This window comes from Reyranella sp., from assembly GCF_044224635.1.
Taxonomy (GTDB): Bacteria; Pseudomonadota; Alphaproteobacteria; order Reyranellales; family Reyranellaceae; genus Reyranella.
Window position 1 is genome coordinate 26,091 of record NZ_JBGAKA010000066.1, and the last position, 15,659, is coordinate 41,749.

At 67.8% G+C, this 15,659-nt stretch carries 9 protein-coding genes; 3 read left to right on the forward strand and 6 right to left on the reverse strand.

The window, feature by feature from the left end; translation table 11 throughout:
- Positions 1–182 precede the first annotated feature (182 nt).
- Both ACILR9_RS34680 and ACILR9_RS34685 read left to right on the forward strand, forming a co-directional pair.
- Positions 183–6,815 (forward strand): Calx-beta domain-containing protein, encoded by a 6,633-nt coding sequence (locus ACILR9_RS34680; protein ID WP_395714561.1) that lies wholly within the window; start codon positions 183–185, stop codon positions 6,813–6,815.
- Between the two features lie 87 nt (positions 6,816–6,902).
- The gene (locus ACILR9_RS34685) at positions 6,903–7,250 is read left to right on the forward strand and encodes a hypothetical protein (RefSeq protein ID WP_395714562.1); all 348 of its coding nucleotides are present in this window, start codon (positions 6,903–6,905) and stop codon (positions 7,248–7,250) included.
- 946 nt (positions 7,251–8,196) lie between these two features.
- Here ACILR9_RS34685 and ACILR9_RS34690 read toward each other — a convergent pair.
- Both ACILR9_RS34690 and ACILR9_RS34695 read right to left on the reverse strand, forming a co-directional pair.
- The gene (locus tag ACILR9_RS34690) at positions 8,197–9,882 is read right to left on the reverse strand and encodes an amidohydrolase family protein (RefSeq protein ID WP_395714563.1); all 1,686 of its coding nucleotides are present in this window, start codon (positions 9,880–9,882) and stop codon (positions 8,197–8,199) included.
- Between the two features lie 338 nt (positions 9,883–10,220).
- Positions 10,221–10,556: an EthD family reductase gene (locus ACILR9_RS34695; RefSeq protein WP_395714564.1), complete on the reverse strand. Its 336-nt coding sequence runs from the start codon at positions 10,554–10,556 to the stop codon at positions 10,221–10,223.
- Between the two features lie 36 nt (positions 10,557–10,592).
- Between ACILR9_RS34695 and ACILR9_RS34700 the strand changes: the two genes are divergently transcribed.
- Positions 10,593–11,384, forward strand: a complete 792-nt coding sequence (locus ACILR9_RS34700; protein ID WP_395714565.1) for a dienelactone hydrolase family protein — start codon at positions 10,593–10,595, stop codon at positions 11,382–11,384.
- A gap of 130 nt (positions 11,385–11,514) precedes the next feature.
- Here the strand turns inward: ACILR9_RS34700 and ACILR9_RS34705 are convergent, their stop codons facing one another.
- From ACILR9_RS34705 to ACILR9_RS34720, 4 genes are all read right to left on the reverse strand, one after another.
- On the reverse strand, positions 11,515–12,468 hold the full coding sequence (locus ACILR9_RS34705) for a tripartite tricarboxylate transporter substrate binding protein (protein ID WP_395714566.1): 954 nt from the start codon (positions 12,466–12,468) through the stop codon (positions 11,515–11,517).
- A gap of 214 nt (positions 12,469–12,682) precedes the next feature.
- Entirely contained in the window at positions 12,683–13,627 is a 945-nt protein-coding gene (locus ACILR9_RS34710; RefSeq protein WP_395714567.1) for an arginase family protein, read from the reverse strand.
- 2 nt (positions 13,628–13,629) lie between these two features.
- Positions 13,630–14,886 carry a M20/M25/M40 family metallo-hydrolase gene (locus ACILR9_RS34715; RefSeq protein WP_395714568.1) on the reverse strand — a complete coding sequence of 419 codons (1,257 nt, stop codon included), beginning with the start codon at positions 14,884–14,886 and terminating at the stop codon, positions 13,630–13,632.
- Positions 14,886–15,551 (reverse strand): amino acid ABC transporter permease, encoded by a 666-nt coding sequence (locus ACILR9_RS34720; protein ID WP_395714569.1) that lies wholly within the window; start codon positions 15,549–15,551, stop codon positions 14,886–14,888. The genes ACILR9_RS34715 and ACILR9_RS34720 overlap by 1 nt, the downstream gene beginning before the upstream one ends.
- Positions 15,552–15,659 lie beyond the last annotated feature (108 nt).

Here is a 15,659-nt window from a genome sequence, read left to right on the forward strand (position 1 = left end):
CTCAAGTCCGGTGGAGTGGCGATCCACTCTACAACTGCCTTGCTCGAAAAGCGGCCGGCAGGGTCGCTTCCTTCCAGGAACAGGTCTGGGAGCCTTGCATTCATGCCGGCACGGGGGGAGAACAGAGCCCGAGCCAGGGTACGGCGCATAGCCGATGATGCTTTGTCCGACGGGGAGTAGCGTTGACCTGGACTGACGATCTCGCCAACGACCGGATCAGGGACCTCGCGGTTCAGGCGGCGGCCGACGCCGTGGTGAGCTACCAGGAGATGCTCGCCATGCTCGAGGCCACGGTGGCGGGTGGGATCACGGTGAGCGAGCACGCCGACCTCAAGCTCGTCTACACCAACTACGCGCCGCTGTTCGCCAGCGACTACCTGAAGTCGATCTCCTACAGCGTCATCTATTCCAACCCGGCGAACGCCAAATGGTGGGGCGGCGTGCAGAAGATCGCCGACGTGGCGCCGCTCGGTGACATGGCGGCCGGCATGACCGAGCTGAACGGCGAGCGCCTGATCGGCAAGTGGTTCCTCGGCAAGGACCTGCCGATGGCGGTGGTCGGCGGCGACACGGCCAGCGGCACGGCCGCCAAGGGCGTGTACAGCTACGCCACAGCGACCGGCCCGCTGTTCGTGGACGGCGTTGCGCCCACGGACATCAACCAGGGCCAGGCGGGCGACTGCTACCTGATGGCCAGCCTGGGCGCGATCGCCGACATCGACCCGTCGCTGATCGTCAGTGCCTTCATCGACAATGGTAACGGGACCTGGGGCGTCCGCTTCTATCTCGACGGCGCGCCGGCCTACGTGACGGTCGACATGAGCGTGCCGGTCAAGCGCGGCGGCACGGTCCCGGTCGCCAGCAACGAGACCGACAGCCTGGCGGGCGAGCAGTGGGTGACGCTGTTCGAAAAGGCCTATGTCGACCTGAACGCGCAGGCCAACATCGACAACGTGCTCAACTGGACCGGCGAGAAGAGCTACCGGGCCATCGAGAACGGTTGGGCCAGCCCGATCCGCCAGGTCACCAACCTCGGCTACACCTACTATTCAAGCTACTACGCGACCATTCCCGACGAATTCAAGACGGCTGAATTCGTCTCGGCCGATCCGCTGGCCTACAAGCAGACGATCATCGATGCGCTGGCCCAGGGCGAGATCGCCTGGCTCGCCACGTTCGGCACGACCTACGACACGGCTGGCAAGAAGAACCTGGTGGCCGGCCACGCCTTCGTGATCATGGGCTACGACGCCGCCACCGACAGCTTCCTCCTGCGCAATCCGTGGGGCGCCTCGAACGCCACCTACAACGTCGAGCTCAAGGTCTCGATCGGCGAATTCTGGAATCCCACGGTCAAGGGCGTGGTGGCGATCTCCGGTCCCGCGGAAGCGCCGCCGGCCTACGCGTATACGCTGACCACGATCCCGAGCGCCGAAGGCGAAGCCGTCACCTTCACGGTGACGCGCAGTGGCAGCGGCACGCCCTCGACGGTCTACGTGTCGACCGTACCGGGCAGCGCCGGCACCGGCGACTATGCCGCCGTCGACAAGCTCCCCGTCGAGTTCGCCGCCTATGAGACGGTCAAGACGGTAAAGATCGACACCTATGCCGACAATCTGGCCGACGGCACGGCGACGTTCCGGCTCGACCTCTTTCCGTCGGCCACCGATGCCGCGAGCACGGCGAGCGCCACCGCTGCCATCGACGATGTCGCGGCCGATGCCTACGTCTACACCATTACGTCGAGTTCCGGCGTGGCCGGCAGCGCCGTTACCGAGGGCGGACAGGTCGTCTTTACCATCACGCGCACCGGCAGCGGCAGCGCCTCGACGGTCTATCTCGCGACCTCGGGCGGCACGGCGGGTGCCGGCGACGTCCAGGGGCTGGCCAACCTGGCGCTCGTCTTCGCGGCCTACGAGACGACCAAGACGATCAGCGTCGCCACCCTGCAGGACAGCGTGGCGGAAGGAACGGAGTCCTTTCACCTCGATCTCTACGAGAACCTGTCGACCAACACCCCATCGGCATCGGCCGGCGGCTTCATCGCGGACGCAGCCCTGCCGACCTATGCCTACACGGTGCGGTCGTCGGCTGGCAGCCCGGCCGACGGGATCGTCGAAGGCGGCGCGGTCACCTTCACCATCGTGCGCAGCGGCAGCGGCACGAAGTCGGAGGTGTTCGTCGCGACCGCCGGCGGATCGGCGGGCGGCGCCGACTACAGCGCGCTCGCCCTGCAACCCGTGAGCTTCTCGGCCAATCAGACCGTGGCGACGGTGACGGTGCAGACCAACGAGGATTGGTGGCTCGAGACCGATGAGTTCTTCACCCTCGGCCTTTTCCTCAATGTCACCGACAGCGTCCATGCCGCCTACGGCACCGGCTTCATCAAGGACAAGCCGAAGCTCGACTACAACTACACCGTCAGCACCGCGAGCGAGGCGACGCCGGCAGTCGAAGGCAGCCCGATTACCTTCACCATCGCGCGCGACGGCAGCGGCACGGCCTCCACGGTCTATCTCGGCACGACCTCGGCAACAGCCGACGGCAGCGATTTCCGATCGATTGGAATGCAGACGCTGACGTTTGCCGCCTACGAGACCAGCAAGACCGTCACGGTCGACACCTTCACCGACTCGCTCGTCGAGGGAACGGAATATTTCTGGCTCGATCTCTATCGCAACCGCGCCGACAACAGCTTCTCGGCCTACGGCAAGGCGCAGATCAAGGACGCGATCGCTGCCGGCTACGACTATTCGATCACCAGCAGCGCGCCCGTCGACGGGCCGGCGAGCGAGGGCGCGCCGGTCACCTTCACCGTCACGCGCAGCGGCAGCGGCAGTGCCTCGACGGTGTGGCTCAGCACCGTGGCGGGAACGGCCACGGCCGGCGACTACCAGGGGCTCGACAAGGCGGCACTCACCTTCGCCGCCTACGAGACGGCCAAGACGGTCTCGGTCGATACCTTCACCGACGGCGTGACGGAAGGCAGCGAGTATTTCTGGCTCGACCTGTTCAAGGCCTATGGCGACGCCACCTCGGCCACCTACGCCAGCGCCTCGATCGCCGATACCGCGGTCGGCGACTACGGCTACACCGTTACCAGCAACGCGCCGTTCGACTCGCCGGTGGGCGAAGGCTATGCGATCAGCTTCACGGTGACGCGCCGCGGCAGTGGTACGGCGTCGACCGTCTATGTCGGGACAGAGGCCGGCACCGCGAGCGCGGGCAGCGGCGATTACCAGGGCATTCCGGGCTTCGCGCTGCACTTCGGCGCCAACGATACGACCAAGGTCTTCACCATCTCGACCTTCACCGACAGCATCGCCGACGACGGCGAATATTTCTGGCTCAATCTCTATCGGACCTACAACGACGCGGCCGACTTCAACTGGTTCGCCTATACCTCGGCCTACATCGCCGACACGGTGACCGCCGACTACCTTTATGCCATCACCAGCAGCACCGCGCTCGGTGGGCCGATGGGCGAGGGCGGCGCGATCACCTTCACGATCACGCGCAACGGCAGTGGCACCGCGTCCACCGTCTATGTCAGCACGACCGAGGGAACGGCCGGCAACGACGACTACCAGGCGCTCGACAAGCTCCCCGTAACCTTCGCCGCCGGTGAGACGACGAAGACCGTCACCGTCGGCACCTTCAGCGACAGCGTCACCGAGGGCGAGGAGCACTTCTGGCTCGATCTGTTCCGCAACTACGGCGACAGCGTCTACGCGACCTACGGCAACGCCACGATCGCCGACGCGGCGGCCGACGACTACAGCTACGCCATCGAGACCAATTCGCCGGTCGGAGAGGGCGACGCGGTCGCCTTCACGATCACGCGCAACGGCAGCGGCACCGCCTCGACCGTCTATGTCAGCACCTACAATGGCAGCGCCAAGGACGGCGACTATCAGAAGCTGTTCGCACTCGCCGTGACTTTCACCGCGGGCGAAACAGCCAAGACAGTGAACGTCGCCACCTACGTCGACGGCGCGAGCGAAGGCACGGAGTATTTCTGGTTCGATCTCTATCGCAGCTACGCCGACGCCGTCGCCATCGACTGGTTCGCCTACGCGACCGCCACCATCACCGATGTCGCGGTCGACCTCTACGGCTACAGCGTGACCAGCGATGCGCCGCTGGAGCTGCCGGCCGGCGAGGGCACCCCCATCACCTTCACCATCACGCGCAGTGGCACCGGCAGCGCCTCGACCGTGTATGTCGGCACGGAGGCGGGCACTGCCAGCGCGGCCGCCGGCGACTACGCCGAGCTATCGGTGCTGGCAGTGAGCTTCGCCGCCGACGAGACCGTCAAGACGGTCACCATCGCCACGCATGCCGACGTCCTGGTCGAGCACGGAGAATATTTCTGGCTCAACCTCTACGCGACCTACGACGACGCGCTGGCGCTGAACTGGTTCGACTACACCGCCGCCTACCTCGCCGATCCTGCGGGGGCGGGCGCGGCGGCAGTGGCTGCGGGCAGCGTGCCGGAAGCGGAGAGGGTGGCCGAGGTGGGCGTCGGCATGCCCGACCCGTCGGAGCTCTTGCGCGGCGATTCCCCTGCTGTCTCGGTCGCGTCGTTCCCCGGGCATACTTCCGGCGCCTTCGCCAACGACTACGCCTTCGCCGCCGTCGCGGCGGACGGATCGGTCGTCACCTGGGGCAACGGGCAGAACGGTGGCGACAGCAGTGCCGTAGCCAGCCAGCTTCACGACGTGGCCGGCATCGGGTCGAACGCCTTCGCCTTTGCCGCCTTGCGGCGCGACGGCTCGGTGATCGCCTGGGGCAACCAGAATTTCGGCGGCAACAATGCGTCCGTCGCGAGCGCGCTCGACGGCCGGGTCGATGTCGTCGGCCTGTTCTCGACGGCCACGGCATTCGCCGCCTTGCGCGCCGACGGGTCGGTGGTGACGTGGGGCGCGCCGGGCAACGGAGGCGACAGTGCGGCGGTCGCCGGCAGGCTCGACGGCAGCATCGACGTCGCCAACATCGCCTCGACCCTTTCGGCGTTCGCGGCATTGCGCGTCGACGGGTCGGTGGTGACGTGGGGCTTTGCCGCGCAGGGCGGCGACAGCAGCGCGGTCGCGGGCGAGCTCGACGGCTCGGTCGATGTCGTCAGCATCGCCGCGACCGGCTCTGCCTTCGCCGCTCGGCGCGCTGACGGGTCGGTGGTGACCTGGGGCAACGCGAACGACGGTGGCAACAGCACCGCCGTCGCCGCGGCGCTGAACGGTACCGTCGATGTGCTGGGCATTGCCGCGACGACGTCGGCCTTCGCCGCCATCCGGCAGGACGGCTCGGTGATCGCCTGGGGCGATCCCAACAACGGCGGCAACGGCACGCGCGTCGCGGCAGCGCTGGGCGGGGCGATCGATGTCGTGGGACTGACCGCGACCAACACCGCCTTTGCCGCCCTTCGGGCGGACGGCTCGGTGGTGACGTGGGGTGACAATGGCGGCGGTGGCTCGAGCACCGGCGCCGGGGCGGCCCTCGACGGCACCATCGATGTCACGCGGATCTTCGCCGGCAGCTCGGCCTTCGCCGCCCTCAGGTCCGACGGCTCGGTGGTGACCTGGGGCGACGGTTCCTACGGCGGCGAAAGCAGCGCGGTCGCCGGCGAGCTTCACGACGTCGTGGACATCGTCGCGACCGACCAGGCTTTTGCCGCACTGAGGTCAGACGGCTCGGTGGTGTTCTGGGGCAGCTTCCTCGGCGGCGGCGTCGACGCCGACGTGCAGGCTGAGCTCGACGGCTCGATCGATGTCGTGCAGCTTTTCGCCACCAGTACCGCGTTCGCGGCATTGCGCGCCGACGGGTCAGTGGTGACGTGGGGTGACCAGCAGTTCGGCGGCAACAGCGATGGCGTCGCCGCGCGGCTGGCGTCAATCGTGCACCTGGCCGACGGCACTCCGGTCGACGCGGTCGCCGCCCACGACGATGCTTTCGTGGTGATCCAGGGCAGGTCGCTCGCCGCCGTGCCAAGCGTCCTGGCGAACGACGACCGGGCAACGACGGCCACGCTGCTGGCCGGCCCCAACCACGGCACGCTGCAGCTCGCCGCCGACGGCAGCCTCGGCTACACGCCCGACGCCGGCTTCTCGGGCATCGACTCTTTCACTTATCGAGCCGGCGCTGGGGCCGGCGTCGCCGCGGCCGATGCACAGGCGCTTGTTTACGTGGTGCCGGTGCAGGTCGGCGCGGCAACGCTCGACCTGCTGGCGCTTGGCGCCGAGCAGCAGGTCGCCGCGACCTACGCCGCCTTCTTCGGCCGTGGCGCCGATGCGGCGGGGTTCGCCTACTGGATCGGCGAGCTCGATCGCGGCCTGCCGGCACAAGGACCGGCGGGGACTCTGGCCGGGATCGCGGGCGCGTTTGCCGTCAGTGCCGAAGCCAAGGCGTTGCACCCGTTCCTCGCCGACGCTTCGCGCGCAAGCGACGCCGAGATCGCGCGTTTCCTCGGGTCGGTCTACGACAGTTTGTTCGACCGCACCCCGGATGCGTCGGGCCTGGCCTACTGGACCGGCCAGGTCCAGGCGGCGCTGCAGGCTGGACAACGCGTCGGCGCGCTGCTGGTCGATATCGTGAGCGGCGCACGAGACACGACGGCCGGCAACGACATCGCCACCCTGATGGGCAAGGTGGCCGTCAGCCTTGCCTATGTGCGCGAGCAGGACGAGCATGACACCGTGTGGGCCGGGGCGAGCGACGTCGCCGCCGCGACCGGCCTGCTGCACGCGGTGTCGAACGATCCGCACAGCGTGTTGGCCGGCGTGAAGGATGCCGAGATGCTGATCGCCAACCACGCCTGAGTGCCGCGGGCCGTCCGCCGCCACGCTGCGACGGCATCAGTGCGGCGAGCCGCCCTTGCGCGTGTGTACGCACGTGCTTCAGGCGCCTTGTCACGACGGCGCGTTGACCGACTTGCACGAGATCCCGCCCGGGCTGCTGAAGCAGACCGTGTCGCCCGGCTTGACGCCGCCGTTGGCGGCGATGAGGGCATCGTCGCGTGGCACGAGGTAGGTGAAGAAGGAGCTGAAGAAGTTCGGCCTGCTGAAGGAGAACCGGACACTTTCCTCTCCGGTATCTACGACGAAGCGCCGGATTTGATGACTGGCTCTCTGGCGAATGCTCGCAGAAATCTCACCCAGAGCCGTGTTTCACCTTCAGCCTTCATCGACATTCTCAGGAACCAGCAGCTCGCCGAGCTGGCGAAGCGCACGCAACGGCATGTTGGCGATCTGTAAGCAAGAGACGACCGTCACAGGCTCGACCGGCACGTTCTATGAGCACCGCTCTGCGTCGAACGCTGGCGCCAACCGGCTTCCCTCGCCGCCCCACGAACCGCTCGAACATGCGCTCTCCGGATCCCGGCCAATTTGAACTATGGATACGGCTGTTTGGGAGTCAATGAACCGCCGATTGGAACTTCATGATCTCGGATCCGGGCGGTAGAGGCCGAGCGACGAGGAAGACCCAGCCCCGGTCGAGCCGCGGAGTCAGGCTACATTGCAAAAGCGCACCGTTTGCAAGGCGATGTTGGCTGCAAGGGCGAGCCAACTCTGCTCACTCGCCTGCCCGTTCGGGCACCGTCGTGATAGCACGCAAGACGGACTGCGCGCCGACCGAGGGACACCGATCGTGATCGCTATCGCTGACGAAAACCAATGTACCGCTGACGCAACGCCGTTTGGTTGCGTCAGCGGCAAGTCGTTGATTTCAAAGGCCGCTGACGCACAGACGCAACTGACGCAAGATTTCACGACGACTCGCCACGGCCGAATCGGCATGGAGCCCGGCAGGGCACCGCAGATCATCTTCAGAGCGGACATCTCTCCGTGTCAACCGCTTCGCCCTCTGACGGGGAACCGCCGAGAGGCGAGTGCAATCAATTGCACGCGATTGCGGGCTGCGCCCGCGAGTGTCGAACCGGTTCGCCTTCCTCGCCTATCCGCCGGCGCGGACGTAACTTGACGCGGCGGGGTTCCCTGTTCGGATGTTCCGAATTCCCTGATCCGTTGCCGGGACTTCCCTGTTAATTTTTCTGGTTTCCCTGATCCAATTCCCTGTTTCGCGTATCGTCACATGATCGAAGCCATTCACCAACCTCCTGAAGCGGCAGGCAATTTTACGTGTCAATACCTTGCGGCCGGCGTGAGGAAGCGGTTTTGTCGCCAGCCTGTGCGCCGCCGCCTATGCGGCAAAGCGGCGGATCACCTCGCCTGGCCGCGAGCTCGGGTCGGCGCAGAAGCCCTTGTCGTCGGCAACGTGGGCACCGTTGATCCAGACGCCGTGCAGGCCGACCGCCGATGCGGTGAGCCGCGCCGCGCCGGCCGGCAGGTCGTGGACGCGCCGCTTGGGGCCGCGCGCCACCGTCGCCGGATCGAACAGCATCAGGTCGGCAGCTTTGCCCTCGGCGAGCACGCCGCGGTTGGCGATGCCGAACAGCTTCGCCGGCTGGCCGGTCAGCCGGTGCACGGCCTGCGCCAGGTCGAGGACGCCGAGATCGCGGCTCCAGTGGCCCATCAGGTGCAGGCCGAAGCCGGCGTCGCAGAAGAAGGTGAGATGGGCGCCGGCGTCACTGAGCGAGATGTGCGTGTTCGGATCGGCCAGGATCCGGCCGACCGCCGTCTCGTCGTTGTGCAGCAGCTGGGCCACGAACATCGTGTCGAGATTTTCCGACAGCGCGAAGTCGAGGATGAAATCGAGCGGGTCCTTGCCCGCCTTCGTGGCGAGCGCCGCCAGGGTCGCGCCTTCGAGCGCCCGGTTCTGCTCCTTCGCCGTCTCGACGACGAACAGCTTGTCCCATTCGCTGTTGAACACCAGGCGGCCGCGCGAGGCGGCGAGCTCCTGCCGCACGGCGTCGCGCCACGCCGGATCGCGGTAGACTTTCACCAGGTCGTCGTAGCCATGCGCCGCCATCGCCGGCTTCCATGCCGCCATGCTTTCGAACAGGTACGGGCTCTTGAAGGTGAAATCCATGCTGAGCGGGCAGCACGAGGTCTGGGCGACCAGCTGATGGCCGCGCGAGCGCGCCTGATTCACCAGGTCGAGGGTGGTGAAGGCGGCGGTGGGATTGGTGTTGGAATGAAAGAGGGCCGCGATCACCACGGGGCGGCGGGCCTCGACGGCCAGCTCCTCGAGATAGGGGATCGACGTCTTGCTGCCCTTGGTCAGCATGTAGATGCCGCGGCCACTCTCGCCCATCGCCTTGACCAGGGCGCGCAGCTCGCGGTCGTCGGCCAGCCGTGACGGCATCGGCGTGCCGCCCTCTCCATTGTGCGCCTCGGCGGTCGAGGAGGCGAAGCCGACCGCGCCCGCCGCCATCGCCTCGCGCACCTGGGCGACCATGGCGGCGATCTCGTCGTCCGTCGCGGTGCGCTCGGTCGCCTCCTCGCCCATGACGAAGGTGCGGATGGCGGAATGGCCCGAGAAGCAGGCGACGTTGGGCCCGACGCCCTGGCGCTCGAGCATGTCGAGATATTGCGGAAAGCTTTCGAATCCCCAGCGGACGCCGGCCCGCAAGGCATCGAGCGACATGCCCTCGACGTGGGTCAGGTGGCGCATGGTGAGGTCGCGATCGGCCGGCTTGCAGGGCGCGATGGTGAAGCCGCAATTGCCCAGCACGGCCGTGGTGACGCCGAGCGCCGGCGAGGGATCGATGAAGGGGTCCCAGGTGATCTGGGCATCGTAGTGGGTGTGGCCGTCGATGATGCCCGGCGCCAGGGCAAGGCCGTCGGCCTTCACCGTCTCCCTGGCCGCGCCGAGCTTGCCGCCGACGGCGGCAATCCGGCCGCCGGTGACGCCGAGATCGCCGTGCACCGGCGCCGCGCCCGTGCCGTCGAAGATCTGCGCATCCTTGATGACCAGATCGAGCATGTGCCGTGTCCTCCTGGCGCCATGTTGGCGGGGACGGCCGGCGATTTCCAGTCGGGCGGCCGGTAGATCGGGCCATGACCGATGCAAACGACGAAGCCCTGCCAGGGAGATTGGTCGCGGCTCTGGCCCCGGTGTGCGGCGTGGCGGCGATTGCGCTGGGCGGGTCGCGCGCCCAGGGGCACGGCGACGGCGTCCTCCGATTACGACATCGGCTTGTACTATCGAGCTCGCCAGCCGATCGACGTCGCGGCGCTGGGCCGGGTTGCGACGGTCCTCGACGATCGCGCTCGAGAATGCCTGCAAGAGCCTCGACCGCGCTTCTTCTGGAAGAGAAGAGGTCACGACCCGACGATGAACTTCTCCTCGACGACGTAGCTCCGGATGCGGCCGATGAACTTCGCGCCGTCGGCGTGCAGGGCCTTCATCTCCGGCGTCTTGGCCGCCGCCTCGAGCGCGGCCTGGTCGTCGAACCACAGCTCGGCGACGCCGTCGATCGCGACGTCGGTTGCCGGGATGTCGGCGCGGGTGCGCTCGCCGGAAATGTGGTTCTGCACGTAGCGGCGCAGGCCGGGCACGGCGTGGGCGAGCGGCGCGTGGACGTCGACCCAGTGCCGCATGAATTGCTCGTGGGTCCAGCCGTCCTTGCGGGTCAGGAGACCGATGGTCTTGATCATGATGGGCGATTTCCTCCGTCGCGCCTACTATGGGGCATGATCCGCCTCGCCGCGATTGCCTTCCTCGTGCTGCTGGCCGGCGGTGCGTCGGCGCAAGGCGTGCGCTTTCCCGGCGTCGCCATCGGGTCGTCTCAGGCGGGACCTGAGATCGACGGCTGGATGTACCGGCCGGCCGGCGCCGGACCGTATTCTGGCATCGTGCTCGCCCATTCGTGCAGCGGCGTGAGCAGCCATACCGGAGCGTGGGGCAAGCTGCTGGCAAGCTGGGGCTATGTCGTCGTCGCCCCCGACTCGTTCGGGCCGCGCGGCGAGAAGTCGGTGTGCGGCCGCGGTCGCGTGGTCAGTCCCAGCATGCGGGTGGTCGACATCGCCGGGGCGATGGACTTCCTCAATGCTCAGCCCTTCGTGCGCCGCGGCGACATCGGCCTCATCGGCCACAGCCACGGCGGCGCGACGGCGCTGAGAGCGGTTCAGAGGAGCTACGGTCTGGCGGCACGCGGGCTCAAGGCAGCCGTTGCCTATTATCCGGGCTGCTACGCCCAGTTCGATCGCGACGTGGCCGTGCCGCTGCTCGTCCTGATCGGCGACAAGGACGACTGGACGCCAGCCGACGACTGCCGGCGGTTGCAGGCTGCCGGCTTCGCACGGCCCGATCTGGTGCAGGTCGTCTACTATCCCGACGCCCATCACAGCTTCGACAGCCGGGCGCCGGACCGCACGCTCACCGTCGCCGACGGCAAGAGCCACCGGCTCGCTTACGATCCCTCGGCAGCGCCCGACGCCGAGGCGCGCACCCGGGCGTTCTTCGCCAAGCACCTGGGCAACTGAGCATCCTCGGTAGGGACGTGATCCGGCCGCAACGATGCTGTCATCCCGGGCGCAGCGAGGACCTTCCGCAGCGCCGGCCGAGCAAAGGTCCCTCGCCTTTGGCTCGGGATGACAACGGTGGCAAGCCTTGTCAGTCGACGGTGATCCGGCTGACCCGGGCGATCTCGCGCCACTGCTTGATCTCGAGGCCGATGATGGTGCGGAACTCTTCGGGACCGTCATCGCCGGGCTCGATGCCGTCCTTCTCGAAGCGGGCCTGGGTCTCCGGCTGGGAAACGAAGCGCTTGATGGCGGCTGCCAGCTTGGCCACGACCGGATCGGGCGTCGCGGCCGGCGCGACAACCCCCATCCACAGGTAGCCTTCGAAGCCCGGCAAGGTTTCCGCGACCGTCGGCACCTGGGGAAACTGCTTCAGCCGGGCGTCGCTGGTCACGGCGAGCAGGTTCAGCTTGCCCTGGGCGATCAGCTGCGCGGATTGCGTGTAGTTGTCGAGCTTGGCCTGGACCTGGCCGGCCACGAGATCCTGGAGCGCCGGCATGGCGCCGCGGTAGGGCACGTTGGTCACCTGGAACTGCAGGCGCAGCATCATCAGCTCCATGGTGATGTGCGGCAGGGTGCCGTTGCCGGCATTGCTGACGTTGATCCTGTTCGGGTTCTTGCGAGCGTAGTCGACGAACTCCTTGAACGTCGTGACCGGCAGGCTGGGATGGCTGACCAGCAGCATGGGCACCTGGCCGACGATCGCGATCGGCCGGATATCCTTCTCGGTATCGTATGGCATCGACGCCCTGAACGCCGCGTTGATCGTGTGGTTCGGGGTCGTCAGCAGGAGGGTGTAGCCGTCGGCCGGCGCCTTGGCGACGAGGTCGCTGGCGATCACGCCGCCGGCGCCCGTCTTGTTGTCGACCATCACCGGCTGGCCGAGATCGGCGGCGAGTCGCTCCGCCAGCTGGCGCGCCACCACGTCGGTGACGCCACCGGGCGGGAACGGCACGATCAACCGGATCGGCTTTTCCGGATAGTCGGCCCGCGCCGTCGCGGCGAGCGACAGCAGCAGGACAAGGGCAAGGGCCAGTCGCTTCATGGTGGCAGGATACCGCCGCCCCGCACGGCCTGTCATCACGAGCGCGGCAGGTGTCATGAGGATGAAAGGTCCCTCGCTACTCTGTCCTCCCCAGCTTCGCTGGGGAGGTGTCGCGTCATACGCGACGGAGGGGTCGAAAGCCCCACTGAGACTCATGACCCCTCCACCCCCGATTACGGGGGCACCTCCCCAGCTTCGCTGGGGAGGTGGAGAATCAGCTGGCCGGCGCCAGCCCCATCTGCCGGCAGAGCAGCACCAGCGTCTCGTAGATCACGTGGGCGCAGAGGTGGGCTGCCATGCCGTTGACGTCCTGCGGCGGGCTCACCGTGGCGACGTCGACGGCGACGATGTTGAGGTCGGTCAGGCAGCGCAAGAGGTCGATGCCCTCGCGCGCCGACAGGCCGCCCCACGACGGCGTGCAGACGCCGGGCGCGACCGCCGGATCGAACACATCCATGTCGAAGCAGAGATAGACCGGCCGCTTGCCGACCTTGTCGCGGAACTCCGCCATGCGCTGGGCGAAGCCGCCGCGTACCAGCTCGTCGAGCGACACCACCTTGTAGCCGAGGCTCATGGCGCGCGGCACCACGCCTTGGGCATACGTCGTGCTGCGGATGCCGACGTGCCAGGAGAATTCGGGATCGACCAGGCCCTCCTCGGCGACGTGGGTGAACTGGGTGGCCGAGCTGTACTTCTCGTCGGCGCCGTAGGGATAGGAATCGGTGTGCGCATCGATGTGCAGCGCCGCCATTCTGGGGTGTTTCTTGCCGACGGCGCGGGCCACCGGCACGGTCACCGAGCCGTCGCCGCCGATGGTGACCGGGATGGCGCCGGCCTCGACGATGCGGTCGACCGCCTGCTCGGTGCACGCGAAAGCGTCGACGATCCTGCTCGGCGTCAGCTTGACGTTGCCGCAATCGACCAGCCCCAGCGCCGCCACCGGATCGAAATCGGCATGCGTGGGATTGTAGCGCCGCATCAGCGCCGATTGCTGGCGCACGGAGTCGGGGCCGAGCCGCGCGCCGATGCGCATGTTGGTGCCGCAGTCGAACGGGATGCCGAGGATCGCCGCCTTGTTGGCCGGCCCGGGGCGGCCGTAGGGCGCGCCCATGAAGGTCATGGGCGAGGTGAAGAGATCGTGGTCGGAGAGCCGGTCCATGGTCACTGTCCTGCTGACAAGAAATCGAAGGCGACGAGCGTGTGGATCTTGGCGACGGCGACGAGCTCGTCCACCAGGACGTATTCGTCGGCGCCGCCCATGTTGAAGGGGGTGAGGCCGAGCACGACCGTCGGCACGCCGTGCATGCGGTACCAGCGCGAGTCCGAGCCGCCGACCCGCATGTTCACGGCAGGCGCTTCGCCGAGCACCTCGCTGGCGACGTCGGCCGTGCGCCGGATGAGCTCGTGGTCCGGTGGGGTGAAGGACGGCTCGAAGCGGCGGATCGCCCGCCAGCTGACGCCCTCCAGCGGCTTCAGGCGCGCGTCGAGCTCGGCCACCAGCAAGTCTGTCGTGATGCCGACGGGCAGGCGGATGTCGGCACGGGCGATCGCGTGGGTCGGCACGAGGTTGGGCGAGGTGCCGCCCTCGATGGTGCCGATGTTGACGGTGACGCGCTGCAGGGTCTCCGCCTCGCCCGCGCCGGACAGCGCCTCGGAGATCGGCCTGGCGCGGGCGATCGCCGCGGTGACCACCGGCGGCGCCTGGAACGGCACCTGCTCGAGCTGCTTGAGGCAGTCCAGTGCCGCGCGCAGACGGTCGATGGCGTTGACGCCGCGATGGACGTGCGCGCCATGCGCCGGCGATCCGGTCGCCTCGACCTCGACCCACATCAGGCCTTTCTCGCCGAAGCGCACGACCCGGGGCGAGCCGACGTCGCCGCAGATGTTGGCATCGCCCCGGGCGTGCGGCACGTGCTCGAGCAGCCAGCCGGTGCCGAGCGAGCCCATGTTCTCCTCGTCGCCCGCCAGGGTCAGCACGATCTCGCCCGACCAGGCATCGCGGTGCTGCGCCAGCAGCGACGCGGCGAGCAGCGAGCAGGCCATGCCGCCCTTCATGTCGCAGACGCCGCGACCGTAGAGCCTTCCCTCCTTCAGCACGCCGCCCAGCGGCGGCACCGTCCAGGGCAGCTGCTCGAGCAGCGGGAAGGTATCGAGGTGACCGTTGAAGATCAGCCGCCGGCCGGGCCTGTTGCTCTTGAGGCGGCCGACCAGGCTCACGACGCGCGGCTCCGGCTCGATGCGCTCGACCTCCATGCCCGGGATCGCGCGCAGCAGCGCCTCAGCGACCCGCGCCACCTCGTGGGTGTCGCTCGGCGGATTGGGCGACGCCACGGCGACCAGGCGCCGCGTCATGTCGATCAGCGCTTCCCGCGCGGCATCGACACGGGCCGCGAGCGAGGGGCGAAGGGGGCTGGTCATCAGCGGCTCTGCAGTCGGCGTTCCCACCAGCGGATCGCCATGGCGAGCGGCCAGCAGATCAGGAAGTAGACCACGGCGATGAAGGTGAAGGTCTCGAGCGGGCGGAAGTTGGTGGCCGACAGCTCCATGCCGCGCCGCGTGATCTCGTTGACCGAGATCACCGCGCCGAGCGACGAGAACTTGATCAGCTGCACGAAGTTGGAGGCGAGCGGCGGCAGGGTCATGCGGATGGCCTGCGGCAGCACGATGCGCTGGAACGATTGGAGCGGCGTCAGGCCGAGCACGCGCGCCGCCTCGCGATGGCCCACCGGCACGCTCTGGATGCCCGAGCGATAGACCTCGGAGATGAAGGCCGCCTGGTAGAGCGCCAGCCCGATGATCAGGGCGACCAGCGCCTCGATGCGCACCCCGAACACGATCGGCAGCACGTAGTAGACCCACAGCAGCTGCACCAGGATCGGCGTGTTGCGCACCACCTCGCCGATCGACACGCCGATCCAGCGCAGCGCGCGGTAGCGCGACATGTCGAGCAGCGCGATGACCAGGCCGCCCAGCATCGCCAGCACCAGCGTGATGGCCGAGATGATCAGCGTCATCTGCAGCCCCGACATCAGGAAGTCGAAGCTGCCCCACACCGTGTCCCAGCGGAACTGGTATTTGAACATCAATTCTCCTGCGCGTCTTCTCCTCCCCAGCGAAGCTGGGGAGGTGTCGCCGTCTTACGGCGACGGAGGGGTCATAGGCCCCCTCACGTGACTCATGGCCCCTCCGTC

What these genes read in the sequence shown, in the direction of transcription:
- ACILR9_RS34690 (WP_395714563.1), bottom strand. Translation starts at nt 9,882, where the DNA reads ATGCTCGATCTGGTCATCAAGGATGCGCAGATCTTCGACGGCACGGGC.
- ACILR9_RS34695 (WP_395714564.1), bottom strand. Translation starts at nt 10,556, where the DNA reads ATGATCAAGACCATCGGTCTCCTGACCCGCAAGGACGGCTGGACCCAC.
- ACILR9_RS34700 (WP_395714565.1), top strand. Translation starts at nt 10,593, where the DNA reads ATGATCCGCCTCGCCGCGATTGCCTTCCTCGTGCTGCTGGCCGGCGGT.
- ACILR9_RS34705 (WP_395714566.1), bottom strand. Translation starts at nt 12,468, where the DNA reads ATGAAGCGACTGGCCCTTGCCCTTGTCCTGCTGCTGTCGCTCGCCGCG.
- ACILR9_RS34710 (WP_395714567.1), bottom strand. Translation starts at nt 13,627, where the DNA reads ATGGACCGGCTCTCCGACCACGATCTCTTCACCTCGCCCATGACCTTC.
- ACILR9_RS34715 (WP_395714568.1), bottom strand. Translation starts at nt 14,886, where the DNA reads ATGACCAGCCCCCTTCGCCCCTCGCTCGCGGCCCGTGTCGATGCCGCG.
- ACILR9_RS34720 (WP_395714569.1), bottom strand. Translation starts at nt 15,551, where the DNA reads ATGTTCAAATACCAGTTCCGCTGGGACACGGTGTGGGGCAGCTTCGAC.